Annotated in this window: 11 protein-coding genes, 13 tRNA genes, 4 rRNA genes and 1 pseudogene; 13 read left to right on the top strand and 16 right to left on the bottom strand. The window is 44.2% G+C overall.

Annotated elements, in window-relative coordinates; all coding sequences use genetic code 11:
• Window position 1: 1 nt before the first annotated feature.
• Entirely contained in the window at window positions 2-610 is a 609-nt protein-coding gene (locus tag AC3D28_RS09005; RefSeq protein WP_488534573.1) for a hypothetical protein, read from the bottom strand.
• A gap of 647 nt (window positions 611-1257) precedes the next feature.
• Window positions 1258-4134 carry a DNA polymerase gene (locus AC3D28_RS09000; RefSeq protein ID WP_488534572.1) on the bottom strand — a complete coding sequence of 959 codons (2877 nt, stop codon included), beginning with the start codon at window positions 4132-4134 and terminating at the stop codon, window positions 1258-1260.
• A gap of 532 nt (window positions 4135-4666) precedes the next feature.
• On the opposite strand from AC3D28_RS09000, the gene AC3D28_RS08995 reads away from it, so the two are divergent.
• From AC3D28_RS08995 to AC3D28_RS08985, 3 genes are all read left to right on the top strand, one after another.
• Window positions 4667-5278 (top strand): peroxidase, encoded by a 612-nt coding sequence (locus AC3D28_RS08995; protein ID WP_488534571.1) that lies wholly within the window; start codon window positions 4667-4669, stop codon window positions 5276-5278.
• Entirely contained in the window at window positions 5278-6402 is a 1125-nt protein-coding gene (locus AC3D28_RS08990) for a helix-turn-helix domain-containing protein (protein ID WP_140372263.1), read from the top strand. Before AC3D28_RS08995 ends, AC3D28_RS08990 begins: the two co-directional genes overlap by 1 nt.
• 277 nt (window positions 6403-6679) lie before the next feature.
• A complete protein-coding gene (locus AC3D28_RS08985; RefSeq protein WP_254063484.1) occupies window positions 6680-6844 on the top strand; it encodes a hypothetical protein in 165 nt (54 codons plus the stop codon).
• Window positions 6845-7507: 663 nt separating this feature from the next.
• Here the strand turns inward: AC3D28_RS08985 and cynR are convergent.
• Entirely contained in the window at window positions 7508-8419 is a 912-nt protein-coding gene (gene cynR, locus AC3D28_RS08980) for a transcriptional regulator CynR (protein WP_488534570.1), read from the bottom strand.
• 107 nt (window positions 8420-8526) lie between these two features.
• On the opposite strand from cynR, the gene AC3D28_RS08975 reads away from it, so the two are divergent.
• The 10 genes and pseudogenes from AC3D28_RS08975 (at window position 8527) to AC3D28_RS08930 (ending at window position 19359) form a co-directional block, all read left to right on the top strand.
• Window positions 8527-9168 (top strand): carbonic anhydrase, encoded by a 642-nt coding sequence (locus AC3D28_RS08975; RefSeq protein ID WP_488534569.1) that lies wholly within the window; start codon window positions 8527-8529, stop codon window positions 9166-9168.
• 46 nt (window positions 9169-9214) lie between these two features.
• Entirely contained in the window at window positions 9215-9685 is a 471-nt protein-coding gene (cynS, locus tag AC3D28_RS08970; RefSeq protein WP_488534568.1) for a cyanase, read from the top strand.
• A 316-nt stretch (window positions 9686-10001) separates the two neighbouring features.
• Window positions 10002-10946 (top strand): bile acid:sodium symporter family protein, encoded by a 945-nt coding sequence (locus AC3D28_RS08965; RefSeq protein WP_488534567.1) that lies wholly within the window; start codon window positions 10002-10004, stop codon window positions 10944-10946.
• Window positions 10947-11190: 244 nt separating this feature from the next.
• Window positions 11191-11513: pseudogene (locus AC3D28_RS08960) on the top strand (HD family phosphohydrolase); the annotation flags it as partial.
• A 503-nt stretch (window positions 11514-12016) separates the two neighbouring features.
• Window positions 12017-13569: ribosomal RNA gene (locus AC3D28_RS08955) — 16S ribosomal RNA — on the top strand.
• Window positions 13570-13878: 309 nt separating this feature from the next.
• A 23S ribosomal RNA gene (locus tag AC3D28_RS08950) occupies window positions 13879-16768 on the top strand.
• A 114-nt stretch (window positions 16769-16882) separates the two neighbouring features.
• A 5S ribosomal RNA gene (gene rrf, locus AC3D28_RS08945) occupies window positions 16883-16999 on the top strand.
• Between the two features lie 92 nt (window positions 17000-17091).
• Window positions 17092-17167 (top strand) — tRNA-Thr (locus AC3D28_RS08940).
• Window positions 17168-17223: 56 nt separating this feature from the next.
• Window positions 17224-17340: ribosomal RNA gene (gene rrf, locus AC3D28_RS08935) — 5S ribosomal RNA — on the top strand.
• Together the 16S, 23S and 5S rRNA genes with 1 tRNA gene alongside form the textbook arrangement of a ribosomal RNA operon.
• 582 nt (window positions 17341-17922) lie before the next feature.
• Window positions 17923-19359, top strand: coding sequence for an NAD-dependent succinate-semialdehyde dehydrogenase (locus AC3D28_RS08930; protein ID WP_488534566.1), 1437 nt, complete (start codon window positions 17923-17925; stop codon window positions 19357-19359).
• A 122-nt stretch (window positions 19360-19481) separates the two neighbouring features.
• Here AC3D28_RS08930 and AC3D28_RS08925 read toward each other — a convergent pair.
• The 13 genes from AC3D28_RS08925 to mltC all read right to left on the bottom strand — a co-directional run bounded on the left by AC3D28_RS08925 (window position 19482) and on the right by mltC (window position 22386).
• Window positions 19482-19557: transfer RNA gene (locus tag AC3D28_RS08925), tRNA-Asn, on the bottom strand.
• 16 nt (window positions 19558-19573) lie between these two features.
• Window positions 19574-19649 (bottom strand) — tRNA-Thr (locus tag AC3D28_RS08920).
• 39 nt (window positions 19650-19688) lie between these two features.
• Window positions 19689-19764, bottom strand: a tRNA-Asn gene (locus AC3D28_RS08915).
• 21 nt (window positions 19765-19785) lie between these two features.
• A tRNA-Thr gene (locus tag AC3D28_RS08910) sits at window positions 19786-19861 on the bottom strand.
• Between the two features lie 52 nt (window positions 19862-19913).
• Window positions 19914-19989: transfer RNA gene (locus AC3D28_RS08905), tRNA-Phe, on the bottom strand.
• Between the two features lie 375 nt (window positions 19990-20364).
• Window positions 20365-20440, bottom strand: a tRNA-Asn gene (locus tag AC3D28_RS08900).
• A gap of 55 nt (window positions 20441-20495) precedes the next feature.
• Window positions 20496-20571: transfer RNA gene (locus AC3D28_RS08895), tRNA-Phe, on the bottom strand.
• A 7-nt stretch (window positions 20572-20578) separates the two neighbouring features.
• Window positions 20579-20654: transfer RNA gene (locus tag AC3D28_RS08890), tRNA-Thr, on the bottom strand.
• 71 nt (window positions 20655-20725) lie between these two features.
• Window positions 20726-20801 (bottom strand) — tRNA-Asn (locus AC3D28_RS08885).
• 44 nt (window positions 20802-20845) lie between these two features.
• A tRNA-Phe gene (locus AC3D28_RS08880) sits at window positions 20846-20921 on the bottom strand.
• A 7-nt stretch (window positions 20922-20928) separates the two neighbouring features.
• Window positions 20929-21004: transfer RNA gene (locus AC3D28_RS08875), tRNA-Thr, on the bottom strand.
• A gap of 66 nt (window positions 21005-21070) precedes the next feature.
• Window positions 21071-21146 (bottom strand) — tRNA-Phe (locus AC3D28_RS08870).
• Between the two features lie 100 nt (window positions 21147-21246).
• The gene (mltC, locus tag AC3D28_RS08865; protein WP_488534565.1) at window positions 21247-22386 is read right to left on the bottom strand and encodes a membrane-bound lytic murein transglycosylase MltC; all 1140 of its coding nucleotides are present in this window, start codon (window positions 22384-22386) and stop codon (window positions 21247-21249) included.
• Between the last annotated feature and the right edge of the window lie 61 nt (window positions 22387-22447).

The following is a 22447-nucleotide window of genomic DNA, read 5'->3' as shown; positions in this document are numbered from 1 at the left end:
GTTACGCAGCTTCAAGAGTGGGTTGACCTTCTAATTGTTGACGTAGGTTGGCATTCTCCTGCTCTAGCTCTTTGAGGCGAGCTTCCAGCTCCGATACTTTGTCAACCAAGTCATCATTCACAACGTTCACAACGGGGTTGGTTTGTTTCTTCTCTGTTTTTAACTGAGTTGCAAAATCGTTGAACATTTCATTGATAGTGTCAGATTCAACATCCGGGTGTTGTTCTAGGTGTTGTTTAATTTGCTCACGCAAAGGGGCATAGCGTTTACTCGATAACTTGTAAACTTTGGTAAATCCAACTTTACGGCATTCATCTAGCGTTCCGAATTCACATAAGTTAGTCCAACGTGTAAGCGTGCGCTTATCTACTGTGCGTTTACCGTTACCGATAATATTTTCATCACGCCATTTACCGAACTTATTCTTGTTCCCTTGAAAGAGCTGCTTAGCTTCAAGCATTGCAGCACCAATATCGTACTGGGCTTGCTCACACAGTTCCTTATCAACAACACGACCAGCACCCGCGTTCGACAACGCGTTTACTATGGCATCGGTTAATTCATTTAGACGGCTTTCAGTGAGTTCTAGTACTTTGTTTACATCAGTCATTTTTCTTGTCTCCATATTTAAAAAGAGCCCTCATTTAAGCCCCTTTTAAGTTTTTGGTCAATATTAAAAATGCCTTTAAAACAACAGCTTATATGTGGTTTTGAGTGTTTTATAGTGAAAAATGAAAAGTGGATTACAAGGGGGCGTATCGTTGTTTAAAAGGCGTGTAACGAGGGTATTACCGAATTGCTTGTCACTAAAAAGGGGTATTAATCCACTCGGGAGAATTGGTTTAAGAGCCTGCTAGACATGTATCGGTATTTTTCAGAGCAAATGAGAGCAAGATTTTTAGCGTTATTTTTTGTGAACCTGATCACGCTTTATGCACTTAAATGGAGGGTAGATACCGTCCACTCCTTTTTAACTTGAATAGAGGCAAAAAATTAGGATAGCTAAACTTAGTTCTGACTGAATAATGGTATATAAATCATAATATTAAGTTAAAAGATGGATGTTGTATCTTGATAGTGTAATTAGGTCACGCAATTCCCCTCTGATTACGTCAGTAATCTCATCACGAAATCGTTAACCTAATCCCCTATCAAGATGTAACATCCATTTATGTTGATATAATTCTATTAAATCAATCGGTTATATGTTTATGTGTAAGCGGTCACCTTCACGTTTTCCGCTATCGTTACCCACTATCACAAGTCCTTCAGCATCATTTTTACTTCATCCAGTTCGTCTTTATGGAAAAAGTGTTCTATATCCATGTCAGGGAACGTTGCAATTAACCAACGCAGTAGTGGGATTAGTCTTGGGGTTGCAGCGAGTACGTTAGGACGGAAAGCGGCTTGTCTAGAGTTACTGATAGCATTAGGGGCGATTTCAAATCCTGCATTGTTAAACAGTTCAGTGAGCTGTTTGATAGTGAGTTTCTTACCGCTAATGGTTTTGGTGAGTCCGTAGCTCTCTTTAGATAGAGCTCTTAACGCGAGTTTTAGCAGGACACCGTGTGAACCGTCTTCTTCATACTTAATGTGTGACCCTTTCAACAATGGTTTGGTTTTGCTGTAGTCGATCCAGTCTTCCCAGTCGCTCATATTTTTAAGGCAGTTAGTACGTCTCCACCCATCGAACAATGCGCGAGTCTGTTGTCCCTGTTGCTCGTTCTTCCACGGTACGGTATCGAAGTAGATATGCTTGACGATGTGACCTTTAGGATGGCGGATTTTAGTCATGCGAGGATTAACGGGTTTACGCTTAAAGTCGAACTCTAAGTTGAGCGTCTTTTCTCGTTGGATTTCTATCAAGTCCATGTCTTTCAGGTACATGTCACGAGGTGAAATCAATGAGTTGTTTGGGATCTTCTGTCCGGGGTAACGGTCTAAGAACAGTTCGACCATATAAGCATTTTCATTTTTTGCCGATGATAAAGCTGATTCAGGTGGCTTAACGCCTGCTTTTGCTATGACGGGTTTGGTATCGCCATATTCACCAGTGATTTGTCCACGGGTTTTCATTGCGATGATTTGTTTAGCATGGTGCTTATGCTTAATCATCTTACCGTCACCCGTTTGCTCGCAGATCTTACTGAACCGTTGGCTAATGGTTCCCGATAAATGGAGCTGGTCTTCGGAACAGTCTACGAGATAGCCATCTGTTGTGGCACTCACAACGGTAACGTCGTCGTGATTAGCTTTATCATCCAGTGTCGATAACCCTGCTAATTGCTCTGAGAGAACGGCTCTAACGAACCCTGTCGCATGAGCTGCGAAATATGGATTGGTAACAGGAGAATGAGGTATGTTTTTACTTAATCCATCTGATGAGTTGAAGCCCCGTTTTCCCTTCAGTCCCTGCCCTAATTTACCGTATAGCGTGTTTCCTATTTCTTTCCAAAGCTTCTCTCTGAATTTATCGCCTTCATCCGTGTATTTTTGTCTTTGCTCTCTGATGAGTTCCGTAAAGCCTTTGAAAAGTGGCTCTTTATCTTCAATCCATGGAACTATCACTCCGAACTGAATTTCAATATCACATCCCATGTTATATGCGACTTCTATTTCAGGTGCGGTGCAGTAAGAGTAGCCCTCTAGTGGGTAGTACAGACCGTATAAGTCCGTTCTGACTGGAAGAGATGGAAACTTAGTATGCTCTGGGAATTTAAACTTAACGTAAGCAAATCCCATCTTGTGACCAAGGTAATCGTTGATGTCTGTTGAGGTGAAGCTTCTCTCGAATGAAATAGGTTTAATATCCATTAAGGCATTGACGTAAGCCGTAGCAAGGTCAAAATCGTTGTAATCGCCTAAGTTTACGCCACCAAACACGTAACATTCGTTTTTTCCTCCATGGAAACAGTCTATTGCCAGTTGTTCGAAGACACGACGACCTGCTGTGATGACAGTTTCTTTCTTCTGCATGACTCGACCTTTAGTTTGATTCCAATATTGAATCGTTTTGGTCTCCATACCGAGTGCTTGGTTTAATGCGTTTTTATCACCCGTGAGTGCTTTGAAGAGTGATACTGAGAAGTTACCTAGTGTTGATGGTAGATGTTTAAACTGAAGTTTATCTAACCTGTTTTCTGGAATTTTACCCTTTAATGATTCTTTGATGTCGTTAAGGGCGAAGTGTTGCATTTCCAATCCGTACTTAACGGTGATTTCGGCGTCTCTCAATGCGTAACGAAGGAAGAGTGGTTCATTGTCTACGAGTAGTTCATCCATTCGGTCTTTGCGATATGGAGCTGGGATTACTTCTTTTGGTATGCCGATGAGTTCCCCCACACTATCAAGTCCGCTTTGCCCTGGACTGAGTAGTAAAGTATCTACAAAGCGGACACGACTCTCACGTTTCTTTCCATTCTTGTCTGTAAAGTGAGCGGGCTCTGAAGCTTGTTTGGTTCTACCCACTGCGTCTAGGTCGATGCCGTATGCGCCACGCGTGGAGGTTAATGTGCTTCTGACGACTTCCAGTTTCGCTTTCTGACTGGTATCCCAGAACGCTTCGAATGACACCATGTCAGCTCTAAGGTAGTGAGCATAGATGTAGATTTTCTTTGGCCATCCTGTGATAAATCCGCGCCCCATTGCAGTTTGGAGTACTTTAACCAAGAACTCTTCAAATTTCTTACGTGGTTTTTTGATGCGATTAATCGCTTTGAGTTCATCTTCACGGCTTTTGTTAGCGGCTCTGGACTTCTTGATAACATCAGCAACGGGGGTAAGCACGACATCACTCATATGGTGCTCACCTGCGATTAGATAATACTGATAGGACAGAATGTCGTTTCGGTTTTCCTCGGCGTTGTAGACGTACTCACTGTCTATACCAATGTGAACCGCTTCATCATCACCTTTGAGAGCTTGCCATGGTGACTGCTGTTCATTTTCGAAGTAGATATCGAGCTCATCATCGACAGCTTTACTTGAGTATTCATCGGTTTGCTCTTGCGTTAGAAAAGCGTCGAGTTCAATGCTGCTTGATGCTGTGGTTTGGTCGGTGGTTTCTGCTTGGAAGTATTCGTCGAGTTCTTTATCTATGGCTTCAACATGGTTAGGTTTGTTTTCATTGTTCATCGTTGTTCTCTTATAACCAAGTGCATTGTTGGCGGGTGATGCGTCCCTCTTTATACCACAGAGCTCATCCACTGATGAGTGTGGCTTCGTCTTGGTTTTGTGTGTGAGTGATAAGGTTGTGTAGAAAGTGGGAGGGACAGAACGATGATTTTTGAGATTTTGATGTGTGGTATGGGGAGTGGGGCAATTGATGAAAGTAGAAACCCATACCGGACATGGGAACTCTCAAAATGGTGCTGTTTTTCATCGAGTGTAACTAAACATATAAATAACTCCGCTAGGAGGTCCGATTTAATATGGTATTACCCTGATAGTGAGTGGTGAGCAATTTGGTCTAACTGTATGAGCGGAATAGAGAGCCTGATCCTTTAGTGGGATCAGGTCTTTGTTACTAGGAGTGTGTTGACTTACTCTTGTTGTGGTGACATGTGTCTTATTGGATGACTTATTTTAATGGTGTTGACAAAATTGGTTAAAAGCATATTATTGTACGTGATTTCACCGCTACATATATTTATTAGGAACCTTAAATATGCAAGACCCTTGGGATATTGTTCCAGAGCTGACGCCTGAACGTATTAAACAGGCCGCTTCTCTAATTCGTTCTGTCCGTGATGACGTTATTGATTTACATAATGAAGAGCTTGGGGACACAGCCCGATCTACGGGATTGAGAGCTTATGAATGTTGTCGTCAGCAGATCATTTGGGCTACGTTAGATACTGAAAATTGGTCGTGGCTTGGTATGTTAAAAGATGATGGTCGCTTCACTTTTTCTATCGGAGGCGTTCCTGTTCGTATGTATAGAGGTTCTCCAAGAGCTCCTGGGAAACGGCGTCAAATTGCATGCGCGGAAGCACATCGCCAAATGACATTTTTGTTTGAAGATATCGGTGAATCATCATATATTCGCTGGCTTTTTGCGGTTGAAGTTGATTCTGATCGATATGTTGAGCGTATCACCTTTACGGGATATCTCAATGAAGAGCAAGTGTCTGCATATGAAGTGCCGCTAGAACAACCTGTTCCTGTCTTAAGTAAGGTCACTGAAGCATTGCCAGAACCAGCTAAGCTTAACAAAGCTAAGGTATCAGTTAAGAAAAAGCCAAACGAAGACAGCGATGTACAAAATGGTAATCGTTAATGTGTGAATTTTTTGTTGGTGAGAGATTACGTCTCGCACGAACGCTAAAAGGGTATACTTTACAAGATGTAGGAGATGCCGTATCTGTTAGTCGCCAGAGTATTCATCAATATGAAGGAGAGGCAAGGACTCCTCCTGATGATGTTGTTGGTGCTTTAGCTGAATTTCTTGGTGTCTCTGTAGATTTCTTTTATATGCCCTTGTCAGGGGACGTAAAAGCAGAGCAATGTCACTTTAGAAAGCGAAAGACGACTCCAGCAGTAGTTGCTAATAGAGTTCTTTCGTACAGCACTGTTTTAGAACAGCTAGTCGGTATACTTCACCAAAATTTAGATTTGCCTGAGAATCGCTTCAACTTGATTGATGCAGATAAAATTCCAGAACTATCAGCTCCGATTGTTGAAAAAATTGCAGAAGGTGCTCGCAAGTTTTGGGGGCTGCCTCTTGATGCACCTATAGACGACATGATTGATGTGGCTGAGAATGCTGGGGCGATAGTTACTTGCTTTGATGGTGTGTCAGAAAAAGTGGATGCACTTTCGGTCAATCGTAAATACCCTATTATTATTCGCAACAATGCAAAAGGCAGTGTATGTCGTTTACGTTTTGATATCGCTCATGAGTGTGGTCATTTGATTATGCATAATGGTATTGAAACTGGTTGTAAACAAACAGAGAAGGAAGCTGATATGTTCGCAAGTGCTTTTCTCTTTCCTAGAGAAGCATTTGCGGTTGAGTTTCCAAGTTGTTTGACTCAACGAGGGATTAGTTGGAATCGCTTGTATGATTTGAAGCAGCGTTGGAAAATGAGTGCTAGGGCGATTATTTATAGAGCGCATTTTCTAGGTTTTATTACAGCTCAACAATATCGTTCTGCGAATGTTTGGTTTAGTAAGACTGGTCAAACAAAGGGTGAGCGTCGAGATGAGTTAATCCCAATTGAATCTCCTCATGTTATGAATCAGGCTATAGAAGTACTAGAGTCTGACTTAGGGATAACATTTGATATGTTGGCTCGAAAGTTAGGGGTTACAATTGAAACGCTATCTGAAATCACAGGTATAGAATACTCGCCGAAGGTAGTATCTCCATTTGATGATGTGGTGGTACCGTTTAATTTCTGATTTTATAAGGGTAAGTACTTCATAGTGCTTACCCTTAATTCTTCCTCATTGTCGTTCTGTTTCTGAAATGTGGTAACCCACCACGTATATCGTGGCTCTTTTGGGAAGTGAACCACAGATATTCAACCTGTTTTCTATTTATCATGAAGTCTCTTTATTATTAATTAGGTGACTTAAAATGGCAGTTTACTGCGTTAGTTATGATTTGAATTCTCCGGGTCAGAAATACGAAAAAGTACATGAAGTTTTAAAGAGCTTTTCTAAGTGGTATCACATCATGGATTCTACATGGCTCATTTCTACACATTATAATGCAACACAGATTCGTGACATGATCTCGCCCTATCTAGATGCAAGTGACAAAATGTTTGTTTCACGTGTTGATGAGTACTCAGGTTGGTTGACTGAGGATGAATGGACATGGCTATCCCAAAACGTTTAGCCTCAACACCATCTAGACTTGAACCTTCCCCATTAAGCAACGGTATTTTGAACCTGAAAGTGACCGAGAAGATTCATGGTCTCTTATAGTTGATTTAGAAGTGAAACGGCTGGCTGGGTTGTGATGAGATCTCCTTTGTCACACTTTGTGGCGAAATTATCAGCAAACGATAGTTATTTAAGGTTTTCTACTTGCGTTATCTAACAGTGCATTTCATGACGATAAGTTACCATGGATTCTGGTGTGAAAATGACTTTAAATGATTGTTTATACACGGATCAGCCTTGCTGATTTTGTATTCAAAATCCGTTGCCTTCGGGCGTGGCGGTTCAAGTCCGCCCACCGGTACCATACATAGAAAGGTCGCTTTTATAGCGGCCTTTCGTCGTTTTAGGTGCTTGAAAATATTCGGCTTTTCAGTATCTTACCTCAGTTTTCCTTTCCTGCTATCGTCTCTTTTCTTCCCAAAATAAACTCCCTTTATCAATCTTAAAATTTCTCCCATGGTCCATCTATGGTTCATCGCGTGACGATTCTGTGCGCAAGGGAATCTTAGTAAATCCAACAAACTCCGGTTTTAGCAAATTTGTAGGGCAGTATTGCCAAGAGGACAGGCTCAGCAGCTTATCGTGAGATAGCGGTTAGTGATGGTAATGAATGTTCCTACGTGTGATAAAGCGAGTTAGAGAGGGAAGCATCCATTTTTATTTGTTGATGGGCTAATTGAATCAGCGCTTGGGTGGCTGCTGTTTGATAAGCCCCTTTTCGCTGTAGCAATACCACCGTTCGCTGAAGAAATGAGGGCGCTATGGGGATCGCTTTTAACTCTTGATAATTCTCCGCGATACTAGCGGGGAGCAGAGTTGAAAGTTGTGTATGCCGTACTATCTCGATCACGGCACTTAGCGAGTTAGCTTCCATCTGTACCTGAGGATGTAATTGGTGTTCGCGGAAATATTGGTCTAAATGCACACGAGTAGCAAAGTCACGATTAAGAAGTACCAGCGACTGATCATTGAGAGACTTTAAGTTAATGGTGTTTTTTTTGGTCAGCGGATTATCCAGAGCGGCCACTAATGCCAGAGTTTCGACAAGCAATGGCTGAGAATCGATACCAGAAGATTGTACCGTTTCAAATGCAATCCCCACATCAAATTGATCTTCAAGTAACTTTTCTTCCATTTTCTCCTGAGAAACTTCATCCACACTCAGGGTTATATGAGGGTACCGTTTGTGAAATGCTTTTATCAAAGGTCCGATGAAGTAAGTTGAGAAAGTGGGCGTTATCGCTATACGTAGGTTACCTCGACTTAGATCGGCGACGTCGTGAATTGCCCTGAGCCCCTCCTCTAAATCCTGCAATGAACGACGAGCATAACGTGCGTACACTTCGCCGGCATCCGTCAATCTGATCTTTCGACCTGAGCGATCAAACAGTACGACCCCTAAATTTTCTTCCAATTGCTTGATTTGTTGCGATAACGCTGGTTGTGAGACGTACATCGAGGCTGAGGCCTGTGTAAAGCTGCCGTGCTCTGCAACTGCAAGGAAGTATTTAATATGTCTTAAGATCATATTCTTTCCATAAGTTTTGGTTATAGCTTTGATAATAAACGGGTCTTTTACCTTATTGCAATAAGGTAATAATATTTTCTTCAACACAACGACAGAGGTAGTTGTTTTTGAAAAATATTATTGAAGGCTTTATTAAATTCCAGAATGAAGCGTACCCCCAGCGTACAAAGTTATTTAAAAATCTGGCGATGAAGCAAAGTCCGAGCACATTGTTTATTTCATGCTCTGACAGCCGATTTGTGCCTGAGCTAGTGACTCAGAGTGAGCCTGGTGGATTGTTTGTTATCCGCAACGCCGGGAACATTGTGCCGTCATACGGACGAGAGCCCGGTGGCGTTTCTGCATCAATAGAGTACGCAGTAGCTGCTTTGCAGGTCTCGGATATAGTGATATGTGGTCATTCAGATTGTGGCGCTATGAAAGCCATTGCAACCTGTCAATGTATGGAGCACATGCCAGCGGTGAATGACTGGCTGCGAAATGCTGATTCAGCTCGTATTGTTCATAAAGCAACGAAATACAACAGCGAGCGTGCTAGCACGGAAGCAATGATCCGAGAAAACGTGCTTGCTCAGATTGAAAATATCAAAACCCATCCTTCAGTTCGCTTGGCTTTAAAAGAGAGGCGCTTAGCTCTGCACGGTTGGGTCTACGATATTGAGTCTGGAGAAATAGAGACTTTCAATGGTAGCACTGACACGTTTATCCCCTTGCGAGACAACACTGAAGTTTGTGCATTTCCAACCTAGTTTTTTGTATCGATGTCATTTAATAACCAACATGAGGAAAACAACAATGATCCAGTCACAAGTTGAAAATACAGCTCGTCGTGAGTTGACTGAAACCATTATTGAAGCGAAAGCGAAGAAAGGCCTATCTTTTGAGCAGATCGCCGAAGGCACAGGTCTAAGCGATGTCTTTGTTACTGCTGCTTTGCTCGGGCAGCAACCATTACCAAAAGATTGTGCTGAAAAGGTTGGTGCTAAGCTTGGGCTCGATGAGCAAGCAATAGCGTTACTACAAATGATCCCTTTGCGAGGCTGCGTTGAAAATAATCTGCCGTCAGACCCTACTATCTATCGCTTTTACGAGATGTTGCAAGTGTACGGTACAACACTCAAAGCATTGGTGCATGAACAGTTTGGCGACGGGATCATCAGTGCAATAAACTTCAAAATGGATATTAAAAAAGTGGAAGATCCAGATGGTGGGGCGCGAGCAGTTGTCACGCTAGATGGTAAGTTTTTGCCTTACAAACCTTTTTAATTAGTATTACATCCAGAGGTCGGCTTCTTACGCCGACCTTTCTTTTTATCAGCGACGTTTGATGGTGTTATGCACTAGTAATGATGGTGTTCTTTATGATTTCTTCTGTTAGCGGCTTTCGCTGTAGTTTAATGTTAAGTATTTGAGTTTAAAGATGAAGTATTACACTGTATTTGAGTTGTTGTCTTTTTTATAAATGGGATATATGGAAAGATGATTTGTAATCATTACCCGAATTATTACGTCGATAGCTTTGTACTGAAAAACAAAGTCTCGTCCGGCGCTATTTTTAAATGACAAGATAAGGATCATCTAAATGATAGGGAGATTAACTCAGTTATTCCCAGTGTGGGCTGTTGTATTCGCATTAACCGCTTACTTTTTACCAAGCTTCTTTGTGGAGTTAAAACCTCACATAGTCCCGCTCCTTACGGTCATTATGCTTGCCATGGGGATCAGCTTATCACCAAGTGACTTCCTGAATGTCTTCAAGCATAAAAAAGCAGTGGGTGTTGGGGTATTCTTACAGTTTTTAATTATGCCTCTTGCAGCTTTATTCATTAGCTTCATTTTAGGGTTTAGCACGGAACTTACAGTAGGAATGGTTCTTGTTGGCAGTGTGGCTGGTGGGACATCATCTAATGTCATGGTATTTCTTGCCAAAGGTAACGTTGCACTGTCCATTTCGATGACGGCGATATCTACCTTGCTAGGAGTACTACTAACCCCATTACTTGTAGAGGGGCTTGTTGGTCAAAGTGTGGATGTTCCTGTCTCTGGCATGTTGATGAGTTTAGTTAAGATTGTATTAATTCCTGTCTCGATTGGTGTCATCATCAATACATTTATTCCTAAAGCCGTAGCTAAAGTTCATGCAATTTTGCCGTTAGTGTCAATGGCTGCCATTGTGCTAATTATTGCTATTGTCGTGGCGTTAAACGCTGATAACCTAAATACCGTAGGGCCTTTAGTTGCGCTGGCGGTGATATTACATAATGGTCTCGGGCTGACCGCTGGCTATTACTGTTGCCGTATACTTGGTTTTAGTGAGTCGACTTGCCGGACAATTGCATTTGAAGTGGGGTTACAAAACTCGGGTTTGGCAACGGCACTTGCGATGAAGTTTTTTTCTCCTGCCTCGGCTATTGCTGGCACAATATTCTCGGTTTGGCACAATATATCAGGCTCACTTATCGCCGGGTACTGGTCTAACCAAAAAGCTCGTAAACCTGAAGTCGTCACTAATAACTCAATAAGTTGAAGTCGAGCTCAGCGCCATGATAATACAACCGTCTGCAATGTTGAGGTTATAGACCATTTTCAGATAACCATTGGCAGCAACCTCCCGAGCGAAGCGTTGTTAGATCATGAACCGCAAAAGCGATGGCAAGAAAAGAAGTTGACATGAATAGAGAACTAAGTGCGTATGGCCGAAGCGTGATGGCAGTGTGAATAAGAGCTTTGATCGCTTTCTTCTTTATAGAAAAACGGCCAACACTTATATAAAGGAAGAAAGACTTAATATCATGATTAAGTTCACGGAAGTGTTTCCACTGGGAACAGTGGCGCAGTTGTCCATAATATGGCTGGCTTATTGATTTCAGTGAACGCTTCCCTGCAATGATATCCATATGTGTTGGTTTATGACCCTGCGGTGCTAAAGACACAGGCGCTAATTATTGACCTTACATCAAAGGAAATAAAGACAGTCAATGCGATTCATCCGTCGAGGCGACCTGAGAAAATTAAAGAGTACCTAAATTCTCGGTCACGCATTTCATATTACTTCGATAGCCATAAGTTGTTACCCACAGCATTTTGTGAATAAGCTGTAGAGAACCTGAGCGTTCTCTCTGGGTAATTTTAAATGTGAGTGGAAAGTGCCCAGTCAGCATGTTTTTTTAGAAAAAATGCATTTTTAGTCTTGCTAAAGAAATACTTCTCCCTATAATGCGCATCCACCGACACGGCAGATGCGATAAGGCTTCAGCAGGGTCGGAAAGGTCGAAACCTTCTACGAAAAAATTAGTTGAAAAAGTGTTTGACACTTTCAGTTATATCGCTAGAATTCACCTCCGCTTTGAGAGAAACGCTTCTCGAAAAGCAAGCTCTTTAACAATATAGACCTATCAATCTGTGTGGGCACTCGTTGATGATAATCGAATTAGAAGCTTTTGCTTCAAATACGGTTTCAATGAACTGAGTGACCAATCGAGATTAACTTGTTTAATCTTGGCACAGTCAATTCATTATCGTTCTGTTGGAACGATAATAGCTTTAAAATTACGTTTGTAGTTTTGAAGTCAGTATTCGTTGAGCCGACAAAATCTTAAATTGAAGAGTTTGATCATGGCTCAGATTGAACGCTGGCGGCAGGCCTAACACATGCAAGTCGAGCGGAAACGACAACATTGAGCCTTCGGGTGATTTGTTGGGCGTCGAGCGGCGGACGGGTGAGTAATGCCTAGGAAATTGCCCTGATGTGGGGGATAACCATTGGAAACGATGGCTAATACCGCATAATGCCTACGGGCCAAAGAGGGGGACCTTCGGGCCTCTCGCGTCGGGATATGCCTAGGTGGGATTAGCTAGTTGGTGAGGTAAGGGCTCACCAAGGCGACGATCCCTAGCTGGTCTGAGAGGATGATCAGCCACACTGGAACTGAGACACGGTCCAGACTCCTACGGGAGGCAGCAGTGGGGAATATTGCACAATGGGCGCAAGCCTGATGCAGCCATGCCGCGTGTATGAAGAAGGCCTTCGGGTTGTAAAGTACTTTCAGTCGTGAGGAAGGGGATATCGTTAATAGCGGTATTCTTTGACGTTAGCGACAGAAGAAGCACCGGCTAACTCCGTGCCAGCAGCCGCGGTAATACGGAGGGTGCGAGCGTTAATCGGAATTACTGGGCGTAAAGCGCATGCAGGTGGTTTGTTAAGTCAGATGTGAAAGCCCGGGGCTCAACCTCGGAATAGCATTTGAAACTGGCAGACTAGAGTACTGTAGAGGGGGGTAGAATTTCAGGTGTAGCGGTGAAATGCGTAGAGATCTGAAGGAATACCAGTGGCGAAGGCGGCCCCCTGGACAGATACTGACACTCAGATGCGAAAGCGTGGGGAGCAAACAGGATTAGATACCCTGGTAGTCCACGCCGTAAACGATGTCTACTTGGAGGTTGTGGCCTTGAGCCGTGGCTTTCGGAGCTAACGCGTTAAGTAGACCGCCTGGGGAGTACGGTCGCAAGATTAAAACTCAAATGAATTGACGGGGGCCCGCACAAGCGGTGGAGCATGTGGTTTAATTCGATGCAACGCGAAGAACCTTACCTACTCTTGACATCCAGAGAAGCCGGAAGAGATTCTGGTGTGCCTTCGGGAGCTCTGAGACAGGTGCTGCATGGCTGTCGTCAGCTCGTGTTGTGAAATGTTGGGTTAAGTCCCGCAACGAGCGCAACCCTTATCCTTGTTTGCCAGCGAGTAATGTCGGGAACTCCAGGGAGACTGCCGGTGATAAACCGGAGGAAGGTGGGGACGACGTCAAGTCATCATGGCCCTTACGAGTAGGGCTACACACGTGCTACAATGGCGCATACAGAGGGCGGCGAGCCAGCGATGGTGAGCGAATCCCAAAAAGTGCGTCGTAGTCCGGATTGGAGTCTGCAACTCGACTCCATGAAGTCGGAATCGCTAGTAATCGTGGATCAGAATGCCACGGTGAATACGTTCCCGGGCCTTGTACACACCGCCCGTCACACCATGGGAGTGGGCTGCAAAAGAAGTAGGTAGTTTAACCTTCGGGGGGACGCTTACCACTTTGTGGTTCATGACTGGGGTGAAGTCGTAACAAGGTAGCGCTAGGGGAACCTGGCGCTGGATCACCTCCTTATACGAAAGATTATTGCGATGAGTGTTCACACAGATTGATGGTTTAGAAGCGAAAGCTTCGAGCTATAATTGCTCTTTAACAATTTGGAAAGCTGACTGATAACAACAACGTTGTTATCAAATAAAGTTCTCAATGTTTATCTTTAAGATAAACACCAAAACAACACATTCAAGTGTTCTTGGGAATATCACTATTGCAGTGATTATTCGAAATTGAGTCCGGCAAAATCGAAATGTCTCTCGCTCATTCAAATAATGAGAGACAACTTTGGTGATTTGAACATCAACTCGAAACTCCTTCGGGTTGTATGGTTAAGTGACTAAGCGTACACGGTGGATGCCTTGGCAGTCAGAGGCGATGAAGGACGTATTAACTTGCGATAAGCCCAGATTAGGCAGTAAAAGCCACTTGAGTCTGGGATTTCCGAATGGGGAAACCCACTTACATAAGTAAGTATCGCTGCGTGAATACATAGCGTAGCGAGGCGAACCGGGGGAACTGAAACATCTAAGTACCCCGAGGAAAAGAAATCAACCGAGATTCCGAAAGTAGCGGCGAGCGAAATTGGACTAGCCCTTAAGCTTTATAGGCGTCAGGTGAACAAGCTGGAAAGCTTGGCGATACAGGGTGATAGCCCCGTAACTGACGACGCATATGCAGTGAAATCGAGTAGGGCGGGACACGTGATATCCTGTCTGAATATGGGGGGACCATCCTCCAAGGCTAAATACTACTGACTGACCGATAGTGAACCAGTACCGTGAGGGAAAGGCGAAAAGAACCCCTGTGAGGGGAGTGAAATAGAACCTGAAACCGTGTACGTACAAGCAGTAGGAGCACCTTCGTGGTGTGACTGCGTACCTTTTGTATAATGGGTCAGCGACTTATATTCAGTGGCAAGGTTAACCATCTAGGGGAGCCGTAGCGAAAGCGAGTGTTAACTGCGCGACTTAGTCTCTGGATATAGACCCGAAACCAGGTGATCTAGCCATGGGCAGGTTGAAGATTGAGTAACATCAATTGGAGGACCGAACCGACTAATGTTGAAAAATTAGCGGATGACTTGTGGCTAGGGGTGAAAGGCCAATCAAACCTGGAGATAGCTGGTTCTCCCCGAAAGCTATTTAGGTAGCGCCTCGGACGAATACTACTGGGGGTAGAGCACTGTTAAGGCTAGGGGGTCATCCCGACTTACCAACCCTTTGCAAACTCCGAATACCAGTAAGTACTATCCGGGAGACACACGGCGGGTGCTAACGTCCGTCGTGGAGAGGGAAACAACCCAGACCGCCAGCTAAGGTCCCAAATTACTACTAAGTGGGAAACGATGTGGGAAGGCTCAGACAGCCAGGATGTTGGCTTAGAAGCAGCCATCATTTAAAGAAAGCGTAATAGCTCACTGGTCGAGTCGGCCTGCGCGGAAGATGTAACGGGGCTAAGTAGTAAACCGAAGCTGCGGCAATACTCTTTGAGTATTGGGTAGGGGAGCGTTCTGTAAGCGGTTGAAGGTGTGTCGTAAGGCATGCTGGACGTATCAGAAGTGCGAATGCTGACATGAGTAACGATAATGGGGGTGAAAAACCTCCACGCCGGAAGACCAAGGGTTCCTGTCCAACGTTAATCGGGGCAGGGTGAGTCGACCCCTAAGGCGAGGCCGAAAGGCGTAGTCGATGGGAAACGGGTTAATATTCCCGTACTCAATCAAATTGCGATGGGGGGACGGAGAAGGCTAGGTGGGCCTGGCGACGGTTGTCCAGGTTCAAGTGCGTAGGCTAAAGAGTTAGGTAAATCCGGCTCTTTTTAAGGCTGAGACACGACGTCGAGCATCTACGGATGTGAAGTCATTGATGCCATGCTTCCAGGAAAAGCCTCTAAGCTTCAGATTTGATGGAATCGTACCCCAAACCGACACAGGTGGTCGGGTAGAGAATACCAAGGCGCTTGAGAGAACTCGGGTGAAGGAACTAGGCAAAATGGTACCGTAACTTCGGGAGAAGGTACGCTCTTGGCGGTGAAGTCCCTTGCGGATGGAGCTACTAGGAGTCGCAGATACCAGGTGGCTGCAACTGTTTATTAAAAACACAGCACTGTGCAAAATCGTAAGATGACGTATACGGTGTGACGCCTGCCCGGTGCCGGAAGGTTAATTGATGGGGTTAGACTTCGGTCGACGCTCTTGATCGAAGCCCCGGTAAACGGCGGCCGTAACTATAACGGTCCTAAGGTAGCGAAATTCCTTGTCGGGTAAGTTCCGACCTGCACGAATGGCGTAATGATGGCCACGCTGTCTCCACCCGAGACTCAGTGAAATTGAAATCGCTGTGAAGATGCAGTGTACCCGCGGCTAGACGGAAAGACCCCGTGAACCTTTACTACAGCTTGGCACTGAACATTGACCCTACATGTGTAGGATAGGTGGGAGCCTTTGAAGCACGTACGCCAGTATGTGTGGAGGCAACCTTGAAATACCACCCTTGTAGTGTTGATGTTCTAACTTAGCCCCCTTATCGGGGGTGAGGACAGTGCCTGGTGGGTAGTTTGACTGGGGCGGTCTCCTCCCAAAGCGTAACGGAGGAGCACGAAGGTGGGCTAAACACGGTTGGACATCGTGTGGTTAGTGCAATGGCATAAGCCCGCTTGACTGCGAGAATGACAATTCGAGCAGGTGCGAAAGCAGGTCATAGTGATCCGGTGGTTCTGAATGGAAGGGCCATCGCTCAACGGATAAAAGGTACTCCGGGGATAACAGGCTGATACCGCCCAAGAGTTCATATCGACGGCGGTGTTTGGCACCTCGATGTCGGCTCATCACATCCTGGGGCTGAAGTCGGTCCCAAGGGTATGGCTGTTCGCCATTTAAAGTGGTACGCGAGCTGGGTTTAGAACGTCGTGAGACAGTTCGGTCCCTATCTGCCGTGGGCGTTGGAGAATTGAAAGGGGCTGCTCCTAGTACGAGAGGACCGGAGTGGACGAACCTCTGGTGTTCGGGTTGTGTCGCCAGACGCATTGCCCGGTAGCTAAGTTCGGGATCGATAACCGCTGAAAGCATCTAAGCGGGAAGCGAGCCTTGAGATGAGTTCTCCCTGATACTTTAAGTATCCTAAAGGGTTGTCGTAGACTACGACGTTGATAGGCAGGGTGTGTAAGTGCTGCGAGGCATTGAGCTAACCTGTACTAATTGCCCGTGAGGCTTAACCATACAACACCCAAGGGGTTTTGATGGGCTCAATACAAGAAAACTTGATTGTGTTAAGAACTGAAACAGCTTTCCAGATTATTAATTACTGCGTTGGCGGTAGTTAAAAAGAATTTGCTTGGCGACCATAGCGTTTTGGCCCCACCTGACTTCCATGCCGAACTCAGAAGTGAAACGAAATAGCGCCGATGGTAGTGTGGGGTTTCCCCATGTGAGAGTAGGACATCGCCAGGCTTTAATTTTAGTTTTTACCTTTATAGGTGAAAACAACAGGTAAAAGAGCCCGTTTTAAAACGGGCTCTTTTAGTCCGAACAGATATTTTGATGCTGATATAGCTCAGGCGGTAGAGCGCATCCTTGGTAAGGATGAGGTCCCCAGTTCGATTCTGGGTATCAGCACCACTTACAATCTTTTTATGCTCTTTCATAAGAGCTTAAAGCAAAAGATAAAAATTTAATTTGGCGACCATAGCATTTTGGACCCACCTGACTTCCATGCCGAACTCAGAAGTGAAACGAAATAGCGCCGATGGTAGTGTGGGGCTTCCCCATGTGAGAGTAGGACATCGCCAGATACTTATTAGAAAGCCTAGTCAATCGACTAGGCTTTTGTCGTTTATACAATTCTACTTTTCTTTTTAGGGAATGAGTTCCGCGCTAACCTAAGTGCCATACCATGTCCTCCAGACCTCAGTAAAAAAGCTGAGGTCTTTTCGTATATGCTGAATGACTGGTATCGTTGTTCAAAAAGTCTCGCTGGAATGTCAGTCCAGCAACTATTCCACTTTTTAGCTTAAGTCCCTAGTTTTAGTCCTAATAATTTTCTCTTTCATACACGGTAAGAGGTGATTTTTACAGCTTGATTATTATTAAAACCCAAGACTTTATGCCAATCCTAATGAATTAACTGACCATTCTAGCTTGTTACAACACTCGATAGTCTCGTTATAATTTTGATTTTATAACAACGACTTATCGATAAGTTTGCATTGTGAACAGTGTTCGCCCTGTTTTATTTTTTCTGACTTACTTACTGTGATTGGTTTTACTACACTGTCAATGTGACTTGATACAATAGGAGATACTAAAAAGTTTTTACTTTGCTGATCTTGATTGTAGAGATTAACCTGACAGGAGTTCTCGTAGGAGTGAGTTTGATGATACAACAAATAAAAAATGAAACCTTAACATCTGTGTTTAAGCAATGGTCTTCGGAAGAGGGAATTGTGGTCATCAACCCTGCAACTGAACAAGAGTTAATTCGATTAAAGCCCAGCACGCTTGAGGAGTTGAACGGCCTAATTAGCATGTGTGTCAGTGAGCAAGTCGTTTGGGCCAAGCTGAGTGCGAAAGAACGTTCTTGTCGTTTGAAAAGATGGTATCAGCTACTGATTGAAAATGCAGAGGATATTGCGACTATTATTACCCTAGAGCAGGGTAAAACCTTAACCGAGAGTCGAGGTGAGGTAATGTACGGGGCTTCTTTTGTTGAGTGGTTCTCTGAAGAAGCTAAAAGAGCCTATGGAGAGGTTATTCCAGCCCCCTCAATAGATAGGCGGCTATCTACGCTTAAGCAGCCTGTGGGGGTTTGTGCGGCGATTACGCCGTGGAACTTTCCTATCGCTATGATTACGAGAAAAGCGGCACCGGCGTTGGCGGCTGGTTGTGGCATGTTGATCAAACCTTCAGCACTTACCCCTTTAACTGCCATTGCCGTTGTTGAGTTGGCTTACCAGGCGGGGGTTCCTAAATCACTTCTTCCTCTCGTTTTATCAGAACAGGCTGCGGAGTTTGGGCAAATATTAAGTACAGATCCTAGAATTAAAAAGATCTCCTTTACGGGGTCGACACGTGTTGGAAAAATTTTGATGAAGCAGGCGAGTGACACCGTTAAAGCTGTTTCTATGGAGCTGGGTGGTAACGCGCCTTTTATTGTGTTTGATGACGCTGACTTGGAGGCTGCAGCGGAAGGTCTTATTGCTTCTAAATTTCGTAACTCAGGACAAACATGTGTTTGTACGAATCGGCTTTATGTCCATGAAAGTGTGAAAGACCTATTTGTTGAAAAAATCCTAGCGAAATTGCCTGACTTGATCGTTGGTGATGGATTAAATCCTAACTCTACACTTGGACCTATTATTACTATGGCATCTAAGCACCGTCTAGAAGCCGTGATCGGCGAGTCGGCACAAGAAGGCGCTAAGGTCGTTAACCACCCACAAAAGCGTTCAGGCCGCTTTATGGAGCCTGTAATTCTGGATAATGTCGAGCAGAGAATGGCAATTGTGCAACAAGAGTTATTCGGGCCTGTATTGCCGATCATCACCTTCGAAGATGACCAACAAGTTCTCACAATGGCAAATGAAACAGAATATGGTTTGGCTTGTTATTTCTACACGAATAACTTGAAGCGCATTATTACCTTCAGCGAAGGGCTGGAATATGGGATGGTTGGAATTAACGAAGGGATTATTTCGACTGAAGTCGCGCCGTTCGGTGGTGTTAAAGAGTCTGGTGTTGGACGGGAAGGTGGCAAGCAAGGACTTGATGAATATTTAGAGACTAAGTACGTCTGTCTAGGTGGCTTAAGGTAATCTCGACTCCCTCCCGACTAAGATTGATTACAAAAGCTAGTTTTTTTTCTTAGGTATGAATGAAAGATGGAGTTTCTTTCAGATAAAAAAAAGCCGCATCAAGTAATGCGGCTTTTTTAATATGGCTCCTCCTACTGGGCTCGAACCAGTGACCTGCGGATTAACAGTCCGTCGCTCTACCAACTGAGCTAAGGAGGAACAAATTTTTAATAAGTGGTGCCGACTACCGGAATCGAACTGGTGACCTACTGATTACAAGTCAGTTGCTCTACCTACTGAGCTAAGTCGGCACATTTTCGTTAATAAGCAATCGACTTACTAACTGAAAATGGCTCCTCCTACTGGGCTCGAACCAGTGACCTGCGGATTAACAGTCCGTCGCTCTACCAACTGAGCTAAGGAGGAATTGTCTAGTAAAGGAATAAATGGTGCCGACTACCGGAGTCGAACTGGTGACCTACTGATTACAAGTCAGTTGCTCTACCTACTGAGCTAAGTCGGCACACTAATATTATTTATAAATTGTTCGTGCGAAGCACCAACAATTTAAATAGTGGTGCCCGGAGGCGGAATCGAACCACCGACACGAGGATTTTCAATCCTCTGCTCTACCGACTGAGCTATCCGGGCAACGAGGTGTATTAAACGGTTTTTTGCTTATTAGGTCAACCATAAAATTAAAATTAGCTATCGTTTGATGAAAATGTGCTCGGAGTGGGCTGTTTTTATGCATTTTTGACACAAAGACACCGCCCAGCAAGCTTTCTTTGATGAAAAATGACGAGTTGAAAAGGGAAATATGAGTTTAAAATAAAAAAAAGCATGCTTGAAAACGTGGATTATATAGAGCAATTGACTTTAAACTAATGCTTTATTGAGAGCTTATTAACCCAGTCTCTCCGTTTGGTTACTAAAAGGTTTAGCACTTTCTTCAGTTAGCGAGAGGGAATATACAGAGTAGGGTAGAAATGAAAAAGCCGCATCTATTGATGCGGCTTTTAAAGTTGGCTCCTCCTACTGGGCTCGAACCAGTGACCTGCGGATTAACAGTCCGTCGCTCTACCAACTGAGCTAAGGAGGAATTATTCTGTTTGTGTCTTGCCAATTATTTACAATTAAGCAAATGCACCAAATAATGGTGCCTCGAGGCGGAATCGAACCACCGACACGAGGATTTTCAATCCTCTGCTCTACCGACTGAGCTATCGAGGCAAAAGAATGGTGCCGACTACCGGAGTCGAACTGGTGACCTACTGATTACAAGTCAGTTGCTCTACCTACTGAGCTAAGTCGGCACGCTTTATTCTTTCTCTAGAAGAGGTAAACTCTGCTAATTTGAATCCCATAAACATGAAATTCTAGAAGTTGGCTCCTCCTACTGGGCTCGAACCAGTGACCTGCGGATTAACAGTCCGTCGCTCTACCAACTGAGCTAAGGAGGAACTATTCTGTTTGTGTCTTGCTAATTAAGCAAGTGCACCAAATATGGTGCCTCGAGGCGGAATCGAACCACCGACACGAGGATTTTCAATCCTCTGCTCTACCGACTGAGCTATCGAGGCAAAAGAATGGTGCCGACTACCGGAATCGAACTGGTGACCTACTGATTACAAGTCAGTTGCTCTACCTACTGAGCTAAGTCGGCACACTATATTCTTTATGCTTTTGTCTGTGTTGTAAGGTTTTATTAAAACACCAACAAATCAATTTGTGGTGCCCGGAGGCGGAATCGAACCACCGACACGAGGATTTTCAATCCTCTGCTCTACCGACTGAGCTATCCGGGCAACGGAGCGCTATTAAACGGATTTTACCGCTTTGCGTCAACCACTTTTTTTAAATAATTTCAAAAAAGTGGCTGTTCGAACGCTTTTTATTCAACTCTCACTATAAAGTTTGCGCTGAGCTAAATTCCTTTTTGAAATTTGTCACTTTTTCGAGGTAGCGACGAGCTTCATTATTCGGATGTTTTTTGGTTAATGCCCAATAAACTTGGTTAGGTTGCAACGAATTTAAGTCTTGCATCGCGCGTTTGCGATCTCTGCGATGGAAGGTATTTAGTACACCACCAGTGCCACCATTGTAAGCAGAAATCATACTATATTCGAGCGAGGTTGGATGACGAACATCTCTCAAATAACGATTTTTTAAAATATAGAAATACGCAGTACCAGTATCAATATTATTCTCAGGGTTAAATAGATACTCTGGACTTGGTTGACCTGAACGCTTCTTAACGAGCTTGAAGACATCGCGACCCGCAGTTTTAGGTACGATTTGCATTAAACCGTAAGCATTGGCCCAGCTCACCGCGTATGGGTTAAAACTGCTCTCAGTTTTGATGATGGCGTAAATCAAGTCTTCAGCAATGTCATATTTCTTAGAGGCTCGGCGTACGATATCAGCATATTGATAGCTACGTTGCGAGAAGTGGTCTTCTACCATAGGAATTTCGACATAGTGCGCTTTTTTAAAGTCGACGTCTTTGGTTTGAATTTTATTTGCGATGAGATAATCGGCGAATCGACGTGCACGCCAAGACCACTGAATTGGTTTGTTGTCTTGATCGACAACTTGGTTATATAAAAAAGGTTGGCCCTCTAATGTTATCCCTTTAGATGAAAAGAGATCCACGTGGGCGGGGTCGTCAGGCGTTAATAAAGTGGTGATGATTGCATCTTTGAGGTGTTTTTGAGGCTCGGTTGGAGAGACGGTCTCGATGGTGATCACGCCTTTGCGAAAGTCGACCTCTGCACGACTTAGGTAGTTATCGATGTATTTGACGTAATTGCTTTTGCCTGCGTACTTTACTTCTTTTTTACCCCAGCGCTTTTTGATATTGCCAGAGAAGCTACTGATCAACGCATCCAACGCTGCGGTATCTTTTGCAAATTGTCCTGGGAGTTCCGCTAAGTGGTTGGCGAAACGGTTCGTCGGCTCATAATCGATGTGATAGATTTTTTCGACGAACTCACGACTACAGCCTGCCATTAAAAGTGCGGCAGCAATAAAGACAATTTTTTTCATAAGTATCAGGTATCAGGCTAATTGAGGCTAATAGAAAAATGACACCACAAGCGGGTTATGG

The sequence above is a fragment of the Vibrio sp. TAP-3B genome, from assembly GCF_057784735.1.
The sequence above is the reverse complement of the archived record's forward strand: the minus strand, read 5'-3'. Positions and strand labels throughout refer to the sequence as shown.

Bases quoted from the DNA above. Each gene is read 5' to 3' on its own strand.
- AC3D28_RS09005 (WP_488534573.1), bottom strand. From the start codon at position 610: ATGACTGATGTAAACAAAGTACTAGAACTCACTGAAAGCCGTCTAAAT.
- AC3D28_RS09000 (WP_488534572.1), bottom strand. From the start codon at position 4,134: ATGAACAATGAAAACAAACCTAACCATGTTGAAGCCATAGATAAAGAA.
- AC3D28_RS08995 (WP_488534571.1), top strand. From the start codon at position 4,667: ATGCAAGACCCTTGGGATATTGTTCCAGAGCTGACGCCTGAACGTATT.
- AC3D28_RS08990 (WP_140372263.1), top strand. From the start codon at position 5,278: ATGTGTGAATTTTTTGTTGGTGAGAGATTACGTCTCGCACGAACGCTA.
- AC3D28_RS08985 (WP_254063484.1), top strand. From the start codon at position 6,680: ATGGATTCTACATGGCTCATTTCTACACATTATAATGCAACACAGATT.
- cynR (WP_488534570.1), bottom strand. From the start codon at position 8,419: ATGATCTTAAGACATATTAAATACTTCCTTGCAGTTGCAGAGCACGGC.
- cynS (WP_488534568.1), top strand. From the start codon at position 9,215: ATGATCCAGTCACAAGTTGAAAATACAGCTCGTCGTGAGTTGACTGAA.
- AC3D28_RS08965 (WP_488534567.1), top strand. From the start codon at position 10,002: ATGATAGGGAGATTAACTCAGTTATTCCCAGTGTGGGCTGTTGTATTC.
- AC3D28_RS08930 (WP_488534566.1), top strand. From the start codon at position 17,923: ATGATACAACAAATAAAAAATGAAACCTTAACATCTGTGTTTAAGCAA.
- mltC (WP_488534565.1), bottom strand. From the start codon at position 22,386: ATGAAAAAAATTGTCTTTATTGCTGCCGCACTTTTAATGGCAGGCTGT.